A 237-nucleotide genomic window follows, 5' to 3' on the forward strand; every position below is an offset into this window, starting at 1 on the left:
AGACTGCCGGTGACAAACCGGAGGAAGGTGGGGACGACGTCAGATCATCATGCCCCTTATGACCTGGGCTACACACGTGCTACAATGGACGGTACAACGAGTTGCGAACTCGCGAGGGCAAGCTAATCTCTTAAAGCCGTTCTCAGTTCGGACTGCAGGCTGCAACTCGCCTGCACGAAGTCGGAATCGCTAGTAATCGCGGATCAGCATGCCGCGGTGAATACGTTCCCGGGCCTT

At 56.5% G+C, this 237-nt stretch carries 1 rRNA gene; it reads left to right on the plus strand.

The features are described from left to right. A 16S ribosomal RNA gene (locus H5S39_RS02345) occupies positions 1–237 on the plus strand; the annotation flags it as partial.

Source organism: Limosilactobacillus rudii (genome assembly GCF_014145455.1).
GTDB lineage: Bacteria > Bacillota > Bacilli > Lactobacillales > Lactobacillaceae > Limosilactobacillus > Limosilactobacillus rudii.